Raw genomic sequence first — 18,272 nt, 5'->3', positions numbered from 1 at the left:
GCCGCTCCTGAGGATGACCGGGCGCGGGACGGATGGTCCGCCCCGCGCCGGTCTGTCTGGACTACTTTGTGGCAGGTTTTACCAGCTTGGCGGCGTTGGCTCCGGCAATCCGGCCAAAGGTGATGGTCTCGGAGATGGAGTTGCCCCCCAGGCGGTTGGCGCCATGCACCCCGCCGGTCACTTCACCGGCGGCATAGAAACCGGCAATCGGCTTGCCGTTCTTGGCGATTACCTGGGTGTCGGTGTTGATCTTCAGGCCGCCCATGGTGTAATGCACGCCCGGTTTGATCTCAATGGCGTAGTACTTGGCGGTCCGCAGGGCGCGCGGCATGTCTGGCCGTTTGAACTCGCTGTCATTTTTCGCATCCACCGCCTTGTTGTAGGTATCGATGGTGGTCTCAAGGGTCGCGGCCGGCATCTTCAGGGCTGCTGCCAGATCCTTGATGGTTGCCCCCTCCTTGACCAGTTCCAGATGGAAGTAGCCGTCAATCTGCTTCAGGCTCTTGCGTACACCTTCATCAAAGACCAGATAGGCCGACTTGCCGGTCTGCTGCAGGATAGCTGCGGAGGCCTTGTCGCGGGTGGTCAGTTCGTTCACAAAACGTTTGCCCTCGTGGTTGACCAGGATGGCGCCGTTACCGCGCACCGCCTCGGTAATCAGGATCCGGCTGCCGGCAGCCACGGTGGGGTGGATCTGGATCTCCTTCATATCCTTCAGCTCAGCGCCTGCCTTTTCACCCAGTTCCAGACCGTCACCGGTGGCGCCGGGCTGGTTGGAGGTGGTCATCCCCTTGAATTCAGGGCGGTAGAAGGCCACCTTTTCAGGGTTGGCGGAGAATCCACCGGCGGTCAGCACCACTGCCTTGGCCTTGATGGTGTAGCTGCCGCTGTGTTTGCCTTCCACGACAACGCCGGTTACCCGGCCCTGCTTGTCTTCAATGATCTTGACCACTTTGCTGTTGACGCGGATATCAATCTTGCGATCAGCAGCGTTTTTACGCAGCACATTGGCAATATGGGCACCCACGGCATGGCCGCCGGTGGGGCGGTGGGTCCGGTTGACGCTGGCACCACCCATCCGGCCGACATCACTGATATCGGCGCCGATGGAGGTCAGCCAGTCAACCGAGCCGGACGAATTCTGGGCGAGGATTCTGACCAGAGCCGGATCCCCCATATTCTTGCCGCCCTTCATGGTGTCCTGATACATCAGTTCAACCGAGTCCTTGATCCCTTTAGTGTTCTGAAATCTGGTCTCGGCAGCGTTCATACCACCTGCGGCCAGCATGCTGTTGCCGCCGGTGATCGGCTGTTTTTCCAGCAGAATCACCTTGGCTCCGGCGTCATGGGCCGTAATGGCGGCGGTCATACCGGCGGCACCGGCCCCGATCACGACAACATCGGTGCTTTCAGCCTTTCTGGCGGACTTCTTCAGTTTCAGCGGCACTACTGCGGCTGCGCCGCCCGGAATCGGCATATCGTAGCTGTGGCACTTCAGGCAGTAGGCCTGAGAACGGCTGTGACCGCTGTGACAGGCGGTGCAGTTGGGCTGGCCCAGGTGGGATTTGTGGGGATTGATCGGCCCCTTGGCCTTGGCACCCACGGCCTCCAGGTCGCCGTGGCAGCCGACACAGCTCTGGTTGATACCTTTTTCGCTGTCGTCAACGGTGATCTTTTTGGCGGTGCCGTGGCAGTCGGCACAGCCGATCTGCTTGGCCTTGTGCAGTTCCGCCAACGCGCTTTTCCCTCCTTCTGCGGCCCGGAGTGCACCGGTGGGCAGCAACAGGACTGCCAGCCCCAGCAGCATGATGATCCGTCCAAACATCTGTTTCATGGTTGTTCTCCTCTCTTGGTGGCGCTGCACGATACGAGGGCGGTCCGGCCGGATTCCGGTCAGACCGCCTGATGGTATGTATTGAAATGCTATCCCTGTTTTACCGGTTGTCAACCGGGGTATCTGTTAGAACATGAAGCGCGAGATGATGTAGGCTATGACGGTTGAGGTGCTGACGCCGATCAGGCCGGGGATCATGAAACTGTGGTTTAACAGGTACTTGCCGATCCGGGTGGTGCCGGTACGGTCCATGTTGATGGCAGCCAGGTCGCTGGGATAGAAGGCAAAGAAGAAGTAGGCGTAGCTGGCCGGCATCAGGCCCAGCAGCAGGGGCACCGGCAGACCCAGGGCCAGCCCCAGCGGCAGGGTAATGGCCAGGGTGGCGGCCTGACTCTTGACAAAGGCCGAGATACAGAAGGTGGCGATGGCAAAGGTCCAGGGGGCTGTCTTGACCATGGCACCGATGGTCTCGATCAGATAACCCTTGTTGGCGGAGATAAAGGTGTCGCTCATCCAGGCAATACCGAAGATGGAGACCACGGCGATCATACCGGCGGTGAAGACGCTGGAGTGGGCGATATCCTTGGCCTTGACGTTACCGGCGAACATGATGAAGGCGCCAAAGGCCAGCATGACGAACTGCACCACCGTGGTCATGGCCACCGTCTTGCCTTTGTGGTCAAGGGGAAGCAGTTCAGGGAAACTGGCCAGGAGGATGATGGAGCCGACCCCGGCAAAGAACAGCAGCACTGACAGTTTGGCCGTGGTGGAGATCTTCTGGTCCAGGGTTGTGACGTTGGCGTTCAGGGCGTTACGGAAGTCGGGATCTTCCAGACGGGCCTGAAATTCCTGATCTTTATCCAGGTCTTTGCCACGGTTGAAGCTCCAGGCGGCTGCTGCCAGCACACCCAACACACCGGCCGGCATGGTGACCATGATGATATCCACCAGGGTGACCGGATAGCCGGCCTTGGCGGCAAAGCCGAGAAAGAAGGTCACGGCAGCGGCAACCGGACTGGCGGTAATACCCATCTGGGAGGCCACACTGGAGATGGCCATGGGGCGTTCCGGACGGATACCGGTCTTGAGTGCCACGTCGGAGATAACCGGCAGCAGGGCGTAGACGGCATGGCCGGTACCGCAGCAGACGGTCAGGAAAAAGGTGGAGAGCGGGGCAAGGATGGTGACGTACTTGGGATGGGCGCGCAGCATCCGCTCGGTCAGCTGCACCAGGTAGTCAAGCCCGCCTGCCACCTGCAGGGTGGCCGAGGCGGTCACCACCGCCAGGATGATCAGCATCACCGCAATGGGAGGCTCGGACGGCGCACTGCGGAAGCCCAGCACCAGCAGCGAAACCCCCAGACCGCCGATCAGGCCGAGGGAGACACCGCCCCGGCGGATACCGATTAAAACCGCTCCAAGTACCAGCACGAATTGGATCCAGAACATTAACATGGTACACCTCCTGTCGATGACGTTTGTCATGGGTTGCGAAGAAAGCCTTTGCCCTGACAGGAGCAGCAACAGTGCCAATGTTGATTTGTTTTTGTAACATGCTGATATAGCTAATTTATTTTGCTGTGTGGGGCCGGTTTGGGATGCCCAAAGGGTATAACCAAGGTTATGGCGGGAAAGGGATTGATGCTGTATATTTCAGTGATATCGGCGAGATAGCCTGAGATGACGGACGTTATAGCCATAACCAGGGTTATGGCGGGGCGGACAAGCTGAGGGGAATGGTAAGAATAGCCCGTTATCTCGAGGTGGTATCGGCTAAAGAAGAATGAGGAAGACGGCAGTGGTCAGCACCAGCAGCAGGCGGTGCCCCAACAGGCCGGGCCCGCTCAGGCTGTGCTGACGTTGCAGGCTGGCCAGGGCAACCAGCGAGAAGGCCATCCCGGCGAGGATGCCGGGGTAGATCAGCAGGCGCAGGGTGCCCAGTTCCGGGGTGAGCCGGGCCGGATCGGTCAGCTGGGTCAGGCCGAAGGCGGTCAAGAGCAGCGGTATCAGCTGCGCTCCCCCTTCAACCAGGGCACGGAAGTAGATCATGAACAGGCCGGTGATCGCCAGCGGCAGGTAGGCCAGGCCATAGACCGTAAAGGCCTGCCGCCAGCGCAGCGCGGATGACGCCCCTGAACAGGCCATCGCCGCCAGGCAATACAGCAGTACCATCCCCACGGCCAGGGCAAAATCAGGTCCGCTCCAGACGGTGGAGGGAAAGACCTCCTTGGCCCGTCCCACCAGAAGCGGGGTCCCTTTGGCAGCGGCAATCACCCCGCAGAGTGCCACGCTGAACAGGGCCTCATAAAAACCGTGGCGGGAGCGGTTGAGCAGGCCCCAGGCCGGATTGCGCAGATCGAGCTGCATGGAGTGGTGCGGGCAGCTGCGTACACAGTTGAGGCAGAGTACGCAATGGTCGGAGTTATCGATGCCGGTGGGGTGCAACCCCATCGGGCAGCCCCGTTCCTTGACGCAGTCGTCAACCCGGCAGCGGCTGACGCAGACCGTGCGGTTACTGTGCATCTCAAGCAGGGAAATCCGTGACACCAGGCTGACGATCCGGCCCAGCGGACAGAGAAACTTGCACCAGCCCCGCCGGCCGATGATCAAGTCGGCCATAGCCGTGGCAGCCAGCAACCCGGCCAGCAGGATGCCGGTGGCCAGGGCATGGGAAAACATGCCGGTGGCCTGTTCCACCAGCAGTATCAAGATCATCCCGGCCAGGCTGATCGGCGCACCCCACTGTTTCAGCCACTGCATCGGTTCATGGGTGACCCGCGTCTTGACGCCGACAAACTCGCCGATCGCCTCCAGCGGGCAGTAGCTGCACCACCCCCGCGCCACCAGAAAGGCGGTGGCAAGCAGGGCCGGCCACCAGAGGGTCCAGACCGCCAGGTTGGCGGCATTGCCGGTGCGGGGACCGGTCAGGGTGTAGCCCATCACCAGCAGAAACAGCGGCACGGTCGTCCAGCGTAGCAGACGGGGGAAGTCAGGGCGGCGGGCCAGCCGCTCCAGCGACGGCAGCGAGAGCAGGTTGAAGCGGCCGCCGAAGGACTGCCCCTGCAGAAAGATATGTTCCGCCTGGATCTCGTCAGCGTTGCAGACCACCACGGCGCGGCTGATGACCTGGTACAGCTCGCTGCCGTTAAGCGGCCAATCGTGGTCCACCAGGCGGTTGAGGGCATCCTGGGAGATCCGCCGCACCTGCTTGTGGTGCTTGGCGTTGAGGCTGGCCAGCAGGCTGCGGGCGATCAGCGGGATATCATGCTTGCGCTCACGCAGCGGCGCCATCTCCAGACGCTCCGTTGCCAGCCGGCGGTACAGCCCGCCGTGGAAACTGCCGGCTGCAGCCTGTTCAGCCAGCGGTTCGCTGCTGGTGGCGATGATCCTGACCTCGGCGCTGCGCAGGCGCTGCTCGCCGCGCCGTTTGAACTGGCCGCTTGCCATGAACTGTGCCAGCAGCTCCTGCACCGCCGGAGTCAGGCAGTCCACGTTACGCAGGATCAGATCCCCCCCGGCGGCCAGCTCCAGCATGCCGCGCCGTATCCGCCGGGCATAGACCGCTCCGTCCGGGACATGGCCGAACAGGGCCGCCTCTTGGGCAATTTCAAGCAGCAGGGCATCCTTGACCGCAATGGCGCCGCGCTGCTCGCTGCCGATCACCGGCGGCGGTGTGGCGCAATCGAGAAACAGCACCGGACAGGAGGCATCGGCATGGAAGTGGATCAGGCGTGCCGCCAGATCCTTCCAGGTGCCCGGCTCACCGGTGATCAGCACATGGTTGCGTTGGCGCCCCAGCTGGACAAGCCGCGCGTTGAGGGCCCGCACGTTGGAGGAGTTGCCGGGAAAGGCGCCGAACTCGGGCAGCAGCTGCCAGCCGATGACATTGGTGATTGCATCGCGGTGCTCCCGCTCCTCCCGTTGATGGCGTTGGGCCCAGCTGCCCAGCTGATAAGCCAGGATGCGGCAGAGATTGGCGTAGATCTGCGGGGTTTCATGGAGCAGCTCTTCAAAATCGCTGCGGCCCAGGCTGACGGCCCGCACCTCGCTGATGGCCCGCACATCGGCAGTGCGTGCTTCTCCGGTCAGGATCGCCCGCTCACCGATGATCTCACCCCTGCCCAGCTCGGTTACATTAAAGATCTGGCCGTTGCCGTCCTGCAGCTCGACCCGGACCTGTCCCTCCAGGATCAGGTACAGCTCTTCCGGTGGTGCATTTCTGGACAAAATGACCATGCCGGACAAAAAGACACATTCCTTCAGCCGCTGGCTGATACGCTCCAACTCGTGGGGTGACAACCCGGCAAAGATCCGGACTGCAGCAAGATCCTCATAACATGCCGGCATAAAACGATAGTTTCCTCGGGGTCTTAAAGGATGCGCTGAGTGACGCCGCCGGCGCCGGACAGGCGGATAGCGGCTGTAGTCTGGTGTAGCAAGGAGGGGGCCATGATGGCGGCGTGGCGCGTATACGCAGGAGCCGCAGGGCAGATAACGATATGGCGGGGCCTCTGCAGCCCTTTTGAAAATAATGCAGTAATGTCGTTACTGCTAAATTATTCATTGACGGATTCAGTAGATGCTTTTATTATGCAGTTATCTCGTTACTGTGTTGGGGAGCTGTATGAAGGTTGTTTTAAAAAATATCGCTGATGTTCAGGCAGGCTACTCGTTTCGTACGGGGCTTGAAGTCATGGAGGCTGGTCCGATTGCCGTCATCCAGATGAAAGACCTGACCAGCTCCAGTCGTGTCTGTTGTGATGAGCTGGTAAGGGTAGACCTGGACAGGCCAAGGGAACACCACCTGCTAAAGCCGGGGGATCTGGTATTCCGGTCGCGCGGACTAACCAGTAATGCAGCCCTGCTGGTGGATGATCCGGGCGATGCGGTTCTTGCTGCCCCCTTGCTGCGTATCAGGGTTACCAGCCGATCAGTCCTGCCCGCGTATTTAAACTGGTATATCAGTCAGCTTCCGGCCCAGTCCTACTTTGCCAGTTGCGCTGCAGGCACGGCGCTCAAGATGATCAGCAAACAGTCGCTTGAGAATCTTGAATTGTGTGTGCCGTCAATTGCCCGGCAACGTTTGATTGTAGACATGGCGGAGCTGGCGGCAGAAGAGCAGCGCATTTTGAAAATGCTTACAGAAAAACGAAACCACTATATTGCATCCCAATTACTTCAGTTGGCTCAAGGAGAATGACGGTAATGGCCGAACAAATTGATCAAAAAGACATTAATAATGCAGCATGGGCAGCGTGCGATACCTTCCGGGGGGTGGTTGATCCGGCACAGTATAAAGACTACATCCTAGTCATGTTGTTTGTAAAATACATCTCGGATGTCTGGAAAAGCCACTACGAGGAATATCGCCAGCAGTACGGCGATGATGACACCCGCATCAGACGCAGGTTGGAGCGGGAACGGTTTGTGCTGCCGTATGCTGAACTGAAAGACCACAAAACCGGCAAGGTGCAAGACCGTTTTCTGGCCGACTATTACAGTCTGTATGAACGGCGTAACGCGGCCAACATCGGTGAGCTGATCAACATTGTTCTGGATGCCATTGAAGAGGCCAACAAGACGAAGCTGGAGAGCGTATTTCGTAACATCGACTTCAACAGTGAGGCAAATCTCGGTAAGACCAAAGACCGCAACCGCCGCCTGAAGACGTTGCTGGAAGATTTCAACAAGCCGCTGCTGGATATGAGCCCCGGCAAGGTTTCAGAAGATGTCATCGGCAACACCTACATCTACCTGATTGAGCGTTTTGCCTCTGACTCCGGCAAAAAGGCCGGTGAGTTCTACACCCCGCACAAGATTTCAACCCTGGTGGCCAAACTGGGCAGGCCAAAACAGGGCGACCGTATCTGTGACCCGACCTGCGGTTCCGGCGGTCTGTTGATTGAGGCAGCACGGGAGGTGAACGACCGCAACTTCGCCCTGTTCGGCATGGAATCCAACGGCAGCACCTGGGCGCTGGCCCGGATGAACATGTTCCTGCACGGCGCCGACAGTGCCCGTATTGAATGGTGTGATACCCTTAACAGTCCGGCGCTGGTGGAAAATGACGCTCTGATGAAGTTCAATGTCGTGGTGGCAAACCCGCCCTTTTCTCTCGACAAGTGGGGCGCTGAAAATGCTGAAAGTGACCGCTTTAACCGCTTTTGGCGCGGCGTGCCACCTAAATCAAAGGCCGATTGGGCCTTTATCAGCCACATGGTCGAATCGGCTCTGGAAAAAGAGGGGCGGGTCTCGGTTGTCGTGCCCCACGGTGTCCTGTTCCGGGGCGCTGCTGAAGGACGCATCCGCCAGAAGATGATAGAAGAAAACCTGTTGGATGCCGTAATCGGTCTGCCGGGCAACCTTTTCACCACCACCTCTATTCCGGTGGCGATCCTGGTCTTCGACCGCAGCCGGGAAAAAGGTGGCGCCAACCATACCCGTAAAGATGTGCTTTTTGTGGATGCCAGCCGCGACTATCTGCCAGGGAAAAACCAGAACTCCCTTTCCGACGACCATATCCGGAAGATTGTCGATGCTGTTGCTGCCCGGAAGGACGAGGATAAATACGCCCACGTCGCCACATTCGAGGAGATCAGGGATAATGATTTCAACCTCAACATTCCGCGCTATGTGGATACCTTTGAGGAGGAGGTTGAGATTGATATCGATGCCGTGCAGATGGAGATTGAGCAGCTGGAAAAGGAGCTGGTAACTGTGCGGGCACGGATGGCGGAGCTGTTGAAGGAGATTGAAAGATAGCGCAACTGTTTGGAAATTCCGGATAGTTCATTGCATCTGGCACAGAAGGTTAAGACCATTTCGAGGACAAGCTCGGATTGGTTCCGACATATTTAACTGATGGAATAAATGGTTATGAAGTTATGTACAGGCGCCAAAGGAGAATTAGCTCATGACTGATAATTTACCGGTAAAAGGTGAGTTTCTCGTTTACCAGACAGATGATGGACGGACACGAGTCGAATGCCGGTTCGAGAATGAAACCTTATGGCTATCTCAGGCGTTACTTGCAGAGCTGTATCAGAAAGATGTCCGCACCATTAATGAACACCTGAAAAATATTTTTGATGACAAGGAACTTGATCCGCAAGCAACTATCCGGAAATTCCGGATAGTTCAAATCGAAGGTGCTCGTGAGGTGGCGCGGGAGATTGACCACTATTCTCTTGAAGCTATTCTTGCTGTTGGCTATCGGGTTCGTAGTAAGCAGGGCACACAATTCCGCCGTTGGGCAACGGAGCGCTTGAAGGAATATCTCGTCAAAGGCTTTACCATGGACGACGAGCGGTTGAAAAGCCCGCCCGTGGCCGGTTCGGCCGTACCTGACTATTTTGACGAGATGCTCGAACGCATCCGCGACATTCGAGCCAGCGAGCGCAGGATGTATCTGCGGGTGAAGGAGATTTTCACCATGGCGAGTGATTATGACCCGTCCTGGCCGGAGACTACCAAGTTCTTCAGCATTATTCAGAACAAGCTCCATTTTGCCGCAACCGGCATGACCGCTCCGGAGCTTATCCATAGCCGTGCCGACCACACCAAGTCAAATATGGGGCTCACGAGTTTCAAGGCTGGCGAGGTTCGCAAAACCGATGTCACCATTGCCAAGAACTACCTGAATGAGGAGGAAATCAGGCAGTTGAACAGGATTGTGACCATGTGGCTTGATTTCGCAGAAGATCAGGCATTGCGGCGCAAGCAGGTGTTTATGAAGGACTGGGAGCAGAAGCTGGATGAGTTTTTGCGTTTCAATGACCGGCGGGTTTTGGAAAATGCCGGTTCGGTCAGCAAGAAGCATGCGGAAGCCCATGCCCGTGATGAGTATGAGCAGTTTGCCCAGCAACGGCGGGAGCATAAGGAGGCTGTTGGGGAGGAAGAGTCGATCAAGGCGCTGGAGGAAGCGGCGCGGGTGTTTGGGAGTGGGAAATGAGGAAGAGAGATTTGTCCGCAGATTACGCAGATTAACGCAGATAAAACCTTAAACATTCCTTTTTAGTATCTTGTTTTTAAGCAGTTTCAGTAATCAGTCTTTGATTTTAATCTGCGTACATCTGTGAAATCTGCGGATATTGGTGGAAAAGGTGGAGGGTGGGGGAATGAGTCACGCTTGGAAGAGAGCAACACTGCATGATTTGGTTGAATTACAGAGGGGTTATGACCTGCCATCACAAGACCGACTTCCGGGAAATATTCCGGTAATGGGGGGTGGTGGTTTGAATGGATTTCATGCAGTTGCCAATGTTAAAGGCCCTGGAGTTGTTATCGGTCGGAGCGGAGCAGGCTTCGGCACTGCTTTTTACAGTGAGGACGATTTTTGGGCACACAACACCGTGCTTTTTGTTAAGAATTTCAATGGAAATGACACCAATTATGTTTACCATTTTTTAAAATGGTTTGATTTTTCAACATACAATTCTGGTGGTGCTCAACCATCGCTAAACAGGAATTTCATTTATCCAATAGAGATTGAAATTCCTCCCCTCCCCGAACAAACCGCCATCGCCTCCGTGCTCTCCACCTGGGATCTCAGCATCGAAAAGACAGAGCGGCTGATTGCGGCCAAGGAGAAGTGGTTTACATCGCTTACGCAGGAATTAATTCACAACTGTACCGAAGGATTGCGACACGTTTATCTCAGGGACATTTGTGAACCGATAACCCGAAAGAATAGCGTCAACGAGCTGAATGTCTTAACAACCTCGGCACAACATGGCCTTATAAGCCAAATGGATTACTACAAGAAGAGCGTTTCAGCAGAAGACGTCAGAGGATATTACCTGCTTAAAAAAGGCGAATTTGCCTATAACCGAAGTTCCTCCAATGGCTATCCATATGGCGCAATCAAGCGCCTTGAAGATTATCCTCAAGGCGTCCTCTCCACACTGTATCTTTGCTTTTCCCTAAGAACAGATGCACCTTGTGATTCTGACTTTATGGCCCACGCCTTTGAGGCAGGCTTGCTGAACAAGCAGCTTGTGGGGGTTTGTCAGGAAGGTGCAAGGAGCCATGGTTTGTTGAACATCACGAAAGCGGACTTTTTCAGTTTGAAAATGGCATTGCCGGCGATCAACGAGCAAAGAAAAATCGCTGCAATCCTCACCACAGCCCGCCAGGAAATCGACCTGCTGAAGCAGCAGGCCGATGCCTGCCGCAGACAGAAGCGCGGCTTGATGCAGAAACTGTTGACCGGGCAGTGGCGGGTACGGAGCATGAAGGAGAACAGCTAATGGCTAAGAAATTGATCCCCTTTGCAATAGCGTATGACTTTGACGGCACCCTGGCACCGGGCAATATGCAGGAGTATGACTTTGTTCCGTCAGTCGGCATGACAAAAACGGCATTCTGGAAAGAGGTGGCTGAGCTTGCCAAAGAGCACAACGCCGATAGCATTCTCATGTACATGATGCACATGCTTGACAAGGCCCATGCTGCGCATGTGCCTGTCCGTAAAACCGATTTTATTAATTTTGGGCGATCCGTTACGCTTTTCGAAGGTGTGCGTGACTGGTTTGACCGTATCGATAAATACGGCAAAGAGCGCGGCCTGAAGATTGAGCATTATATTATCTCATCTGGCAACCGTGAGATGATTGAAGGTACCTCAATAGCGAAAAAATTCACTGCAATCTATGCCTCCTCTTTTGTTTATGATCACAACGGTGTCGCCAAGTGGCCGGCACTGGCGGTCAACTACACGACCAAAACCCAATTCCTTTTTCGGATCAATAAAGGGGTGATGAACGTGTACGACAACAGTAAGGTCAATGAGTTTGTTCCCAAAGAAGATCGGCCGGTTCCTTTCAAAAATATGGTGTTTATTGGAGATGGCGATACGGATATCCCCTGTTTCCGGATGGTCAAGGAACAGGGCGGACACGCCATAGCCGTCTATAAACCCAATACACGCGGCACCAAGGGAAAAGCGGATAAGCTTATACAGGAAGGCCGCGTAAACTTTATTGCCCCGGCAAATTATTCAGAAAATGGTGAAATTGATACGGTTGTGAAGGCCATTATTGATAAGGTCGCCGCAGATACGGCACTTATACAGTTGGGTAAGAGGGGCTAAACCATGACCGGTTTCCAGACCAACGAAAAATACCTCTCCCAGATCCCCGCCCTGCAACTTCTCATCAATCTGGGCTATGCCTACCTTCCCCCTGAACAGGTTATGCACCAGCGCCAGGGCAAAACCGGTAATGTCCTGCTCGAAGGCATCCTGCGTGACCAACTGAAACGCCTCAACCGCATCAACTACAAAAGCCGCGAATTCCTGTTCAGTGAAGAAAATATCCAGACCGGCATCCAGAAACTGAAGAACGTCAAATACGACGGCCTGCTCAAGACAAACGAGGCGATCTACGACCTGATCACCCTGGGTACGGCTCTGGAACAGACCGTCGAGGGCGACTCCAAGAGTTTTAACCTGGACTACATCGACTGGCGCAACTGGGAGCGGAATAGCTTTCATGTAACCGCTGAATTCAGCGTTGATCGCTCACGCAGTACTGAGACGGCCCGGCCTGACATTGTCCTGTTTGTCAACGGCATTCCGCTGGCAGTGATTGAGTGCAAGTCACCCGCAGTGGAACTGGAGCAGGCGGTTTCCCAGGCTATCCGCAACCAGAGTGATGAGTATATTCCCAAACTGTTTGTGTTTATACAGCTGGTACTGGCGCTTAATAAGAACGCCGCCCAGTATGCAACCGCAGGGACACCGTCCAAATTCTGGGGTGTCTGGAAAGAGTTGCAGGATACAGCAGGCGATGTCAGCCGGTGCGTGAATACGGCTCTTGCGCCAGCCGATAAAGATCTTCTGTTTAGAGGCGAGTTTGGCGCTGCACGGTCAGCTTTTGACGCCCACGAGGCAGAGGGGGAACGGCTTGTCACTGAGCAGGACCGCGCCATTTACAGCCTCTGTCGGCCCGAACGGCTGCTGGAGTTGGCCTTCAAGTTCACCCTGTTTGATGGCGGTATCAAAAAGATCGCCCGCTACCAGCAGTATTTTGTGGTTAAGGCGACCCTGGAGCAGATCAGACAACTGGATCATGAGGGGCGGCGAAAGGGCGGCATTATCTGGCATACGCAGGGGTCCGGCAAGTCTCTGACCATGGTTATGCTGGCCCGGAATCTGGCCCTTGATCCCTGCGTGAATAATCCGCGGATTGTGCTGGTGACTGACCGTGATGATCTGGATAAACAGTTGGGCAATACCTTTGCCGCATGCGGCCTTGATCCGAACCGGGCCACCTCTGGACGGCACCTGATGGAGCTGGTGGCAGAGCATAAAGCCAGCATTGTGACCACCCTGATTCATAAGTTTGATAAGGCGCTGAACATCAAAAAGTTTCAGGATGACTCGCCTGACATCTTCATGCTGATTGACGAGGGTCACCGTACCAACTTTGGCGGTTTTTCTGCACGGATGCGGCAGATGTTTCCCCATGCCTGCTACATCGGTTTTACCGGTACACCGTTGCTGAAGAAGGAGAAAAACAATTTTATCAAGTTTGGCGGGCTGATTGAGCCGCACTACTCCATCAACCAGGCGGTGGAGGATGGTGCGGTTGTGCCGTTGCTCTATGAAGGACGCCACGTGGAGATGGAACAGAACAAGGCCGCCATCGACCTCTGGTTTGAGCGTCATACCCAGGCACTGAGTAGGCAGGAAAAGGCCGATCTGAAGCGCAAATACGCCAAGGCGTCAATGTTGAACAAGGCGGATCAGGTTGTCTATATGCGGGCCTTCGATATCAGTGAGCACTTCCGGGCCAACTGGCAGGGGACCGGTTTCAAGGCGCAATTGGTTGCCCCCAGCAAGGCGGTTGCCCTGAAGTACCATGAGCATCTTCAGGAGATCGGTTTTGTCTCGTCCGAGGTGGTTATTTCTGCACCGGACAGCCGTGAAGGGTATGAGGAGACGGATGACGAGCCAACGGACGAGGTGGTCAAGTTCTGGCTGAAGATGATGAAGCGCTACGGCAGCGAAGATGAATATACCAAGCAGATTATCAATCAGTTCAAGTTTGGTGCGGAACCGGAGATCCTGATTGTGGTCAGTAAGTTGCTGACCGGTTTTGATGCCCCGCGTAACCGGGTGATCTATATCTGTAAGGAGTTGAAGGAGCATACGTTGCTGCAGGCCATTGCACGTGTCAACCGTCTTTCGGAAGACAAGGACGAAGGCTTTGTGGTGGATTACGTGGGATTGTTAGGAGAACTGGATAAGGCCCTGACCATGTACAGCGCCTTTGAAGGATACGATGCGGATGATCTGAAAGGGGCACTGACCTCCATACAGGCAGAGGTTGACAAGCTGCCCCAGCGCTATTCCAACCTGTGGGATATTTTTAAAGAGGTGAAGAGCCGTTACGATGAAGAGGCCTATGAGGTGGTGCTGGCCGATGATGCTGTTCGGGAGGGGTTCTATCAGCGGCTGGCCGAGTACAGCAGAACCCTGGGAATTGCCCTTTCGTCCGAGGCGTTTATCTCGACGGTTGATGAGGATACGCTATATCGCTACAAGACCGACCTGAAACGTTTCCATAACCTGAAGGCGGCGGTCAAACTTCGCTATGCCGAGGCGATTGATTATCGAGATTACGAGCCAAAGATCAAGAAGCTGCTGGATACCCATATTCAGGCCAATGAGGCGATCCAGTTGAATGAACCGGTCAACATCTTTGATGAAAAGATGTTTGCCGTGGTCAAGGAAGAACAGGGTGTTTACGGCAGGACAACCGCTGCAAAGGCCGATGCTATTGCCCATGCCACCAAAAAGGTCATTACCGAGAAGATGGCCGAAGATCCGGCCTTTTACGATAAATTTTCCAAATTGATTCAGCAGGCAATCGAAGATTTCCGGGCCAGACGGATCTCTGATCTTGAATATCTGAACCGCACCATGGAGTACCGTACCAAGGTGGTTACCCGCCAGCATGATGACATGCCGGAAAGGCTTGCGCATAACGAAGAGGCCATGGCGTTTTTTGGCGTGCTGAAGGCGTTCTTTACAGAATTGTCCGTTGATCCTGAGACCTGTGAAGCTGTGTCCGTTGATACGGCCCTGGCAATCCAGGCCATTCTTGATCGTCATTGGAAGGTGCAGTTCTGGGATGACGATGATGCACAGAATAAGGTGATCAACGATATCGACGATTATCTGTTTGATGAGATAAAAGGTGCCAGGGGTGTTGTAATCGGTCTTGAGCAGATGGATGCGCTGATTGAAAAAACGCTGAACGTATCCAGAAGCCGGAGAAAGTAGCTGATGTCACTCGGTACCATTCATTATGGCAAGGAGAGTATCCGTTACCACGTACTCTATTGCAGCAGAAAGACGCTGGCTATTGAGGTGCATCCGGATAGCAGTGTGGTGATTAAGGCCCCAAAAGCGACCAGTCTTGATGAGATACAGTTGAAGGTCAGCAAAAGAGCCCGCTGGGTCATCAAGCAACTGCAGTATTTTCATCAGTTTGAGCCAAGAACGCCAGAGCGGTGCTTTATTGGCGGTGAGACGCATCTGTATCTGGGCAAGCAGTTCCGACTGAAGGTCAGTGAAGCTGGCAAGGATTCGGTCAAGCTGTTGAGGGGATATTTTGTTGTCGAGACAAGTACATCTGCTCACCCAGACAAGGTCCGGTTGCTGCTGGAAAGATGGTACGGAGAAAAGGCGGCAAGCATCTTTCAGGAAAGCTTTGAAGGTTGCTGGCGACATTTTGAGCCGCTTGGGCTGGCAAGACCTCAGATGAAGATCAGGCGTATGAAGAAACGCTGGGGCAGTCTTTCAAGCAATGGACAACTGACACTTAATACGGATCTGATTCGTGCCCCCAAAGAGTGTATTGAATACGTTATTACCCACGAGCTTTGCCATCTGCAATGCCATGATCACAGTGGTGACTTCTATAGTCTGTTGGAGAAGATGATGCCTGACTGGGAGAAACGGAAGCATAAGCTGGAACTGGCGCTGGTGTAGGCTTGAACTGTTTTATGCTGTAACCGCCAAATACGTCAGCTGATTTCCTCTTATCGATATGATAGGGTTGCTGCAAATCAGCCCCTCCCGTCGGCAGCCAGCTGGCGCAAGCTGGTGATATCCCGCAGCGGCGGTGCGCCAAACATGCGGCTGTACTCACGGTTGAACTGGGAAGGGCTTTCGTAGCCCACCTGAAAAGCGGCATTGGCGGCATCCATCCGTTCTGCCAGCATCAGGCGTCTGGCCTCCTGCAGCCGCAGCTGCTTCTGATACTGCAGCGGGCTCAAGGCGGTCAAGGATCGGAAGTGATGATGGAATGTCGACGTACTCATGTTGGTCTGAGCAGCAAGCTGATCCATGCTGATCGACTGGGAAAAGTTGTTCTGCAACCAGCCGATCGCCTTGGCAATCTGCTGGCTCTGGCTGCCCGCCGTGGCGATCTGGCGTAGCCGCTCCCCCTGGTCTCCCACCAGCAACCGGTAGATGATTTCGCGCTGGATGACCGGCGCCAGGATCGGGATATCCTTTTCATCTGCCAGCAGGTCAATCAAACGGTTAAAGGCGTTAGCCAGCTGCAGGGTCACCTGGCCGGTTGCCATACCGCGGCTCGACTGCTGGGGCCGTGGCTGCGGCAGGTTGCTGTCCACCATCAACTGCGAAACCTCGCGCAGGTCGAATGTCAGCCTCAGCCCAAGATACGGTTTTTCAGGGCTTGCCTCGATAACCTGCACAATGGTCGGCAGATGTACCGAGGTGATCAGATAATGCTGTGCGTCATAGCGGTACCTGTCATCACCCAGCATGACCCGTTTGGCCCCCTGGGCAATCAGGCAGACGCCCGGTTCATAGATGCCGCTGACCGGTTCGGTCGGCTCGGTCCGCCGGAACAGCGCCAGTCCCGGGATGGCTGTTGTATGCATCTCCCCCTGTTCGGTCCATCGGGCAATGCTTCTGTTCAGTTCTTCAATGGCTCCAGCCAGACGAACAACATCAGAATCGTCGCAAACAGCAGGATTTTCCATAAACACCTCCTGATTGCATAGTACCCAACCAGTTCCGGCGTTACAACGCCATTTCCATGATCAAGAGAATCAGGCAATAAATCGACAGGATCAATCTATCGCCATTTTATTTTCAGGGTGTAGGATACGATCATCACATCCGTACAGGAGAACAGACATGCGCAACTTCATTTTCAGTATTCCCACCACCGCCTACTTCGGCAAGGGACAGATCAAGGTTCTCGGCCAGACCATCAAAGCACAGGGTGGCTCCAAGGTGCTGCTGGCCTATGGCGGCGGCAGCATCAAGCAGAACGGCATCTATGACACCATCCTTGAACAGCTCAGCACAGCAGGCCTTGCCTATGTGGAACTGAGCGGTATCCAGCCCAATCCGCGGATTGAAAGTGTTGAGCAAGGGATCAAACTCTATCGCGACAATAACTGCGATTTCATTCTGGCTGTGGGGGGCGGATCAACCCTGGATGCCTGCAAGGCCATTGCCGCCGGGGTGATGTATGCTGGTCCGGTCAATGACCTGTTTGTCGATGCATCAGGCCTCTCATCCAAAATCACTGCGGCCGCTCCGCTGGCAACCATCCTGACCATGGCCGGTACCGGCTCCGAGCTGGATATGGGCGCGGTTATCACCGTGGGTGAGGATCACAAGAAAAAGGTGCTGCTGCACCCGCTGGTCAATCCCCGCTTCTCCATCCTGGACCCGGAGTACACCTATACGGTGCCGGAACATCACACCATGGCCGGTGTGGCGGACATCCTCTGCCACCTGATGGAACAGTACTTCACCCCCGATGTTGCTGCCAAGGTGCAGGACCGGATGAATGAAGGGGTCATGAAGGTGGTGCTGGAGGAGGCCCCCAAGCTGCTGGCCAATCCGCAGGACTATGATGCCCGCGCCAACATCATGTGGGCCAGCTCCATGGCCCTGGCCGGGTTCCAGTTTCTGCTCGGCAAGCCGGGCTTCGCCTTCCCGCTACACGGCATGGGGCATGAGCTCTCCAGCAAGTACGACATGACCCACGGCGTTACCTTGGCACTGCTGACACCGGCCTGGATGCGCTACACCATGCAGGCGGCTCCCCAGCACCTGCCGGTCTTTGCCAGGTTCGCCCGCAACGTCATGGAAATCTGCGAAGAGGACGATACCAAGGCAGCAGAGGCAGGTATCAAGGCGTTGGAGGCGTTCTACGCCACCATCAAGATGCCGCTAAACCTGCGTGAGGCAGGGGTCCAGCAAGCAGACCTGGATGGTATGGCCGCCAAGGCGGTCGAAAACGGCAAACTGGGCTGCCTGGCCCTGCTTGGTAAGGATGAGGCCCTGCAAATCATGCAGGCAGCATTTTGATCAGTAGAAATTGAATAGTTGCAGCTACATCGAACAAAGGCGGCCGATCGGCCGCCTTGATTGTTCTGCAGA

At 55.5% G+C, this 18,272-nt stretch carries 12 protein-coding genes; 8 read left to right on the top strand and 4 right to left on the bottom strand.

Annotation, left to right across the window (positions count from 1 at the left end):
* Positions 1–61: 61 nt before the first annotated feature.
* The 3 genes from FY034_RS16605 to FY034_RS16595 all read right to left on the bottom strand — a co-directional run bounded on the left by FY034_RS16605 (position 62) and on the right by FY034_RS16595 (position 6,181).
* Positions 62–1,834, bottom strand: coding sequence for a flavocytochrome c (locus tag FY034_RS16605; RefSeq protein WP_322573231.1), 1,773 nt, complete (start codon positions 1,832–1,834; stop codon positions 62–64).
* Positions 1,835–1,960: 126 nt separating this feature from the next.
* A complete protein-coding gene (locus FY034_RS16600) occupies positions 1,961–3,289 on the bottom strand; it encodes an anaerobic C4-dicarboxylate transporter (protein ID WP_265552539.1) in 1,329 nt (442 codons plus the stop codon).
* Positions 3,290–3,607: 318 nt separating this feature from the next.
* Positions 3,608–6,181, bottom strand: coding sequence for a sigma 54-interacting transcriptional regulator (locus tag FY034_RS16595; RefSeq protein ID WP_265552537.1), 2,574 nt, complete (start codon positions 6,179–6,181; stop codon positions 3,608–3,610).
* Between the two features lie 277 nt (positions 6,182–6,458).
* Here FY034_RS16595 and FY034_RS16590 point away from each other — a divergent pair, with 277 nt between their 5' ends.
* The 7 genes from FY034_RS16590 to FY034_RS16560 all read left to right on the top strand — a co-directional run bounded on the left by FY034_RS16590 (position 6,459) and on the right by FY034_RS16560 (position 15,833).
* Positions 6,459–7,034, top strand: coding sequence for a hypothetical protein (locus FY034_RS16590; protein ID WP_265552535.1), 576 nt, complete (start codon positions 6,459–6,461; stop codon positions 7,032–7,034).
* Positions 7,035–7,039: 5 nt separating this feature from the next.
* Complete coding sequence (locus tag FY034_RS16585) at positions 7,040–8,596, top strand: type I restriction-modification system subunit M (RefSeq protein WP_265552534.1); 1,557 nt, start codon at positions 7,040–7,042, stop codon at positions 8,594–8,596.
* Positions 8,597–8,747: 151 nt separating this feature from the next.
* Positions 8,748–9,785 carry a virulence RhuM family protein gene (locus tag FY034_RS16580; RefSeq protein ID WP_265552532.1) on the top strand — a complete coding sequence of 346 codons (1,038 nt, stop codon included), beginning with the start codon at positions 8,748–8,750 and terminating at the stop codon, positions 9,783–9,785.
* A gap of 166 nt (positions 9,786–9,951) precedes the next feature.
* On the top strand, positions 9,952–11,082 hold the full coding sequence (locus FY034_RS16575; protein ID WP_265552530.1) for a restriction endonuclease subunit S: 1,131 nt from the start codon (positions 9,952–9,954) through the stop codon (positions 11,080–11,082).
* Positions 11,082–11,924 carry an HAD family hydrolase gene (locus FY034_RS16570; RefSeq protein ID WP_265552529.1) on the top strand — a complete coding sequence of 281 codons (843 nt, stop codon included), beginning with the start codon at positions 11,082–11,084 and terminating at the stop codon, positions 11,922–11,924. Before FY034_RS16575 ends, FY034_RS16570 begins: the two co-directional genes overlap by 1 nt.
* A gap of 3 nt (positions 11,925–11,927) precedes the next feature.
* The gene (locus tag FY034_RS16565; RefSeq protein WP_265552527.1) at positions 11,928–15,122 is read left to right on the top strand and encodes a type I restriction endonuclease subunit R; all 3,195 of its coding nucleotides are present in this window, start codon (positions 11,928–11,930) and stop codon (positions 15,120–15,122) included.
* 3 nt (positions 15,123–15,125) lie between these two features.
* Positions 15,126–15,833: a M48 family metallopeptidase gene (locus FY034_RS16560; protein ID WP_265552525.1), complete on the top strand. Its 708-nt coding sequence runs from the start codon at positions 15,126–15,128 to the stop codon at positions 15,831–15,833.
* Between the two features lie 77 nt (positions 15,834–15,910).
* Here FY034_RS16560 and FY034_RS16555 read toward each other — a convergent pair whose 3' ends face one another.
* Positions 15,911–16,855: an AraC family transcriptional regulator gene (locus tag FY034_RS16555; protein ID WP_265552523.1), complete on the bottom strand. Its 945-nt coding sequence runs from the start codon at positions 16,853–16,855 to the stop codon at positions 15,911–15,913.
* Positions 16,856–17,012: 157 nt separating this feature from the next.
* Here FY034_RS16555 and FY034_RS16550 point away from each other — a divergent pair, with 157 nt between their 5' ends.
* A complete protein-coding gene (locus FY034_RS16550) occupies positions 17,013–18,200 on the top strand; it encodes an iron-containing alcohol dehydrogenase (RefSeq protein WP_265552521.1) in 1,188 nt (395 codons plus the stop codon).
* The last annotated feature ends 72 nt before the right edge of the window (positions 18,201–18,272 follow it).

It is taken from the genome of Trichlorobacter lovleyi, assembly GCF_015239775.1.
Taxonomy (GTDB): Bacteria; Desulfobacterota; Desulfuromonadia; order Geobacterales; family Pseudopelobacteraceae; genus Trichlorobacter; species Trichlorobacter lovleyi_B.
This window is presented reverse-complemented; position numbering and strand designations above follow the sequence as displayed.

Excerpts from the sequence above, each read along its gene's own strand:
- FY034_RS16560 (WP_265552525.1), top strand. The coding sequence starts at position 15,126 with ATGTCACTCGGTACCATTCATTATGGCAAGGAGAGTATCCGTTACCAC.
- FY034_RS16555 (WP_265552523.1), bottom strand. The coding sequence starts at position 16,855 with ATGGAAAATCCTGCTGTTTGCGACGATTCTGATGTTGTTCGTCTGGCT.
- FY034_RS16605 (WP_322573231.1), bottom strand. The coding sequence starts at position 1,834 with ATGAAACAGATGTTTGGACGGATCATCATGCTGCTGGGGCTGGCAGTC.
- FY034_RS16565 (WP_265552527.1), top strand. The coding sequence starts at position 11,928 with ATGACCGGTTTCCAGACCAACGAAAAATACCTCTCCCAGATCCCCGCC.
- FY034_RS16580 (WP_265552532.1), top strand. The coding sequence starts at position 8,748 with ATGACTGATAATTTACCGGTAAAAGGTGAGTTTCTCGTTTACCAGACA.
- FY034_RS16595 (WP_265552537.1), bottom strand. The coding sequence starts at position 6,181 with ATGCCGGCATGTTATGAGGATCTTGCTGCAGTCCGGATCTTTGCCGGG.
- FY034_RS16590 (WP_265552535.1), top strand. The coding sequence starts at position 6,459 with ATGAAGGTTGTTTTAAAAAATATCGCTGATGTTCAGGCAGGCTACTCG.
- FY034_RS16575 (WP_265552530.1), top strand. The coding sequence starts at position 9,952 with ATGAGTCACGCTTGGAAGAGAGCAACACTGCATGATTTGGTTGAATTA.
- FY034_RS16570 (WP_265552529.1), top strand. The coding sequence starts at position 11,082 with ATGGCTAAGAAATTGATCCCCTTTGCAATAGCGTATGACTTTGACGGC.
- FY034_RS16550 (WP_265552521.1), top strand. The coding sequence starts at position 17,013 with ATGCGCAACTTCATTTTCAGTATTCCCACCACCGCCTACTTCGGCAAG.
- FY034_RS16600 (WP_265552539.1), bottom strand. The coding sequence starts at position 3,289 with ATGTTAATGTTCTGGATCCAATTCGTGCTGGTACTTGGAGCGGTTTTA.
- FY034_RS16585 (WP_265552534.1), top strand. The coding sequence starts at position 7,040 with ATGGCCGAACAAATTGATCAAAAAGACATTAATAATGCAGCATGGGCA.